The organism is Streptomyces muensis (assembly GCF_021474425.1).
Lineage (GTDB): Bacteria > Actinomycetota > Actinomycetes > Streptomycetales > Streptomycetaceae > Streptomyces > Streptomyces muensis.
The window spans coordinates 1-3,842 of sequence record NZ_JAKEIP010000453.1 but is presented as its reverse complement, the minus strand read 5'-3'; the positions used below and the strand labels follow the sequence as shown (position 1 = coordinate 3,842).

Below are 3,842 nucleotides of genomic sequence, written 5' to 3'. Positions count from 1 at the left end.
CCGGTGGATCCGGTGGATCCGGTGGATCCGGTGGATCCGGTGGATCCGGTGGATCCGGTGGATCCGGTGGATCCGGTGGATCCGGTCGGGCTGCTGGGCGTGGAGGGCGTGGCCGGGTCGTCCCCGCGGGGCGAGTCCGAGGTGGGCATCCGGAACGCCCCGGCGAGCAACCTCCGTACGTCCCGGGCGCGCGGGCTTTCGGAGCCGCCGCCCGCGGAACCGGTCCGTGCCGTCCGCCGCACCCGTCGAGTGCCCTCGCCTCCCCGGCCCGCCTCCTCCGCCTCGGCCCGCCGCCTCTCCCCCAACGCGGCACGCAGAGCTTCCCGGGCGGCGTCCGCGGGACGCGTGGAGGTCGGTGCCGCGGGGCGCGCCTCGCCTTGGACGTCGACCGACCTTTCCTGATCGCCGGCGGTGACGTCCGACGTGTGCTGGTCTGCGGCGGGGACGTCTGAGGTATCCGGGCCGGTGGCGGGCACGTCCGACCCATCCGGGCCAGCAGCGGGCACGCTCGACGTATCCGCGCCGACGGCGGGGACGCCCGACGCATCGGGGCCAGCAGCGGGAACATCCGGCGCACCCAGACCGGCGGCGGACACGTCCGACCCATCCACGCCAGCAGCGGGCACGCTCGACGCATCCGCGCTGACAGCGACGACGCCCGACGCATCGGAGCCAGCAGCGGGAACATCCGGCGCACCCAGACCGGCGGCGGGGACGCCGGGCCCATCCACGCCGACGGCAGGGACGCCCGACGCATCCAGGCCAGCGGCGGGCACGTCCGACCCATCCAAGCCACCAGCAGGGACGCCCGCCCCACCCAGGCCGACGGCACGAACGCCCGCCCCATCCGGCCCAGCAGCGGGAACCTCCGACGCACCCACGCCGGCGGCAGGGACATCCAACGCAGACTCGTGTGCGGCGGAGGCGTCGGATCGATTCCGGCCGGGACCCGAGGCGGCCGCGGCGGGAGTACCGCCCGACCCAGCCGGAACCCCGGCCGACTCACCGGCCTCGCCCTCCGCGCCCTCACCTCCGCCCCGCCTGGCGCTGACGGCGCGCCGCAACGCCGCACGGGCCGCGTCGCCCGGCCGGCCTCCGGGGCGGATCCCGGGACGGGCATGCTCGTCCGTCGCCGGCACCTCGTCGGCAGAGCCCCCCTGCCGCGCGTCCCGCTCCGGCGCCCGCTCCCGCTGTTCCCGGGCGGCCCGCAGCGCCCGGCGTGCCAGGTCGGCCGGCCGCTGCTCGGGCCCTTCCTGATCGCGTGGTCCGCCGGTCATGACTCGCCCCGCAGCGACACGAGGTCGGACAGCTCACGGTTGGTCAGTTCCGTGAGGGCCGATTCCCCGGAGCCCAGGATGGCGTCGGCCAGGGCACGCTTGGATTCCAGCATTTCCGCGATGCGGTCCTCGACCGTGCCCTCGGTGATGAGGCGGTGGACCTGGACGGGCTGGGTCTGGCCGATGCGGTAGGCGCGGTCGGTGGCCTGTTCCTCGACGGCCGGGTTCCACCAGCGGTCGAAGTGGACGACATGGCCCGCGCGGGTCAGGTTCAGGCCGGTGCCGGCCGCCTTCAGGGACAGGACCAGGACCGGCGTCGCGCCGCTCTGGAAGCGGTCCACCATGCGTTCGCGTTCCGGGACCGGCGTGCCGCCGTGGAGCAGGTCCACCGGGACCGCCCGCCCCGCGAGGTGGGCCGTGATCAGTCGGGCCATCCCCACGTACTGCGTGAAGACCAACGCCGAGCCGTCCTCCGCGAGCAGGGTGTCCAGCAGTTCGTCGAGCAGCGTCAGCTTGCCGGAGCGGGCGGCCAGTCGTTCGGTCGGCGCAGCGGTCTCCTCCTTCAGGTACAGCGCGGGGTGGTCGCAGATCTGCTTCAGGGAGGTGAGGAGCTTCAGGACCAGGCCGCGGCGCGCCATGCCCTCGGCCGTCTCGATGGCGTACATCGACTCACGCACCACCGCCTCGTACAGCGCGGCCTGTTCACGGGAGAGCGGGACCGGGTGGTCCGTCTCCGTCTTGGGCGGCAGCTCGGGGACGATGCCGGGGTCGGACTTCTTGCGGCGCAGGAGGAAGGGCCGGACCAGGCGGGCCAGCCGGTCCACCGCCTCCTCGTCCTCGCCGTTCTCCACCGCGCGTGCGTGCCGGGCGCGGAAGGACTTGAGCGGGCCGAGCAGTCCCGGTGTCGTCCAGTCGAGCAGGGCCCAGAGCTCGGAGAGGTTGTTCTCGACCGGCGTGCCGGTCAGCGCCACGCGCGCGGGTGTCGGGATGGTGCGCAGCGCTTTCGCCGTGGCCGAGTACGGGTTCTTCACGTGCTGTGCCTCGTCGGCGACGACCATGCCCCAGGTGTGCTGGGCCAGCGTCGGGGCCGCCGAGCGCATGGTGCCGTATGTCGTCAGGACGAAACCGTCGGCCATGTCCTGAAGAGTGCGGTCGGGGCCGTGGAAGCGGCGGACGGGGACGCCCGGGGCGAAACGGGTGATCTCCCGCTGCCAGTTGCCGAGGAGGGACGCCGGGCAGACCACCAGGGTGGGGGCCGTCCTGGCGCGCTTGAGGTGCAGGGCGATGACGGTGATCGTCTTGCCGAGGCCCATGTCGTCGGCGAGGCAGCCGCCGAGCCCCAGGGACGTCATGAGGTCGAGCCAGGCCAGGCCCCGGAGTTGGTAGTCCCGCAGTGTGGCGTGCAGTCCCGGTGGCGGATCGGCGGGGCGTACGCCCACCGTCAGTCGGTCGCGCAACGCGGCCAGCGCGCCCACGGGCACCGCCTCGACGGTCTCACCGTCGACCTCCGCGGTGCCGGTGAGGGCGACGGACAGCGCGTCGACCGGGTCGAGCAGGCCCAGTTCGCGCTTGCGGGCCTTGCGGACCAGGGCGGGGTCGACCAGCACCCAGCTGTCCCGAAGCCGGACGACCGGGCGGTGCGCCTCGGCGAGCGCGTCCATCTCGGACTCGGTGAGCGGATCGCCGCCGATCGCCAACTGCCAGCGGAACTGCAGCAGTTCCTCGCTCTCGAAGAAGCCGGTGCCGTCGGTCGCCGAGCCCGGCGCGGGCCGTACGATCGCGGCCGCGCTGAGGTCCTGAGCGAGGTCGCGTGGCCAGTGCACCGCCACTCCGGCGGCCGCGAGCCGGGTCGTGGCCACGCCCAGCAGGTCGCCCAACTCCTCGTCGGACAGGGCCAGTACGTCGGGCACGTCCTGCTCGGAGAGCCGGTCGAGCGGCGCCCACACCCGGGCGGCGCGGCGCACCGCGAGGGCCGCGTCCACCCGCGCGCGTGGTCCGAAGGCCGCGTCGGCCTCGCCCGACCACAGGGCGGCGGCGTCGGCCACCAGGGTGGGGTCGGCGAGGCTGTGCACCTGGACGATCGCCGCGCCCGCGCTGCGCGCGCCGGCACCGGTGTCGTCGAAGAGGTCGTAGGCCGACAGGTCCAGGCGGAGTGAGATCCGTACGCCCGCGTCCATGCCGGCGGCGACCTCGGCCGCCCAGTCGTGGGCGTCGGGCAGCCGCTGGGCCTCGCGCGCGGCGAAGGGCTTTCCCGAGGCGTGCGGCGCGGCGGGGGTGCGGGGAAGGGTGTCGGCGACGGCGTCCAGGAAGGACCGCAGCAGTGCCTCGGGTTCGGGCAGCCGCAGCGGGCCGGGGCCGGGCAGGGGGACCGCATGCCCTTCGTGGGGCAGGGCGGCGGCGACCGCCCGCAGGTGGGCGATGTCGTCGGGGTCGAGCGGGCCGGCCCGCCAGGCGTCGTGACCGGTGGAGGTCAGGCCGGGCAGCAGCCGGCCGCGCGCGGTGAGCCGCAGCGCGTGCAGCGCGGCCGCGCCCCAGCAGGCGGTGGCGGGGTGGGCGGCCGCGCTG

The 3,842-nt window shown here is 75.1% G+C and carries 2 protein-coding genes; one reads left to right on the top strand and one right to left on the bottom strand.

Annotation, left to right across the window (positions count from 1 at the left end; all coding sequences use genetic code 11):
- On the top strand, positions 1 to 402 hold a 402-nt coding region (locus L0P92_RS42875; RefSeq protein WP_372497430.1), incomplete at its 5' end, for a hypothetical protein.
- Between the two features lie 871 nt (positions 403 to 1,273).
- On the opposite strand, the gene L0P92_RS42870 is transcribed toward L0P92_RS42875, so the two are convergent.
- On the bottom strand, positions 1,274 to 3,842 hold a 2,569-nt coding region (locus L0P92_RS42870), incomplete at its 5' end, for an SCO1167/SCO6262 family helicase (RefSeq protein WP_234768552.1).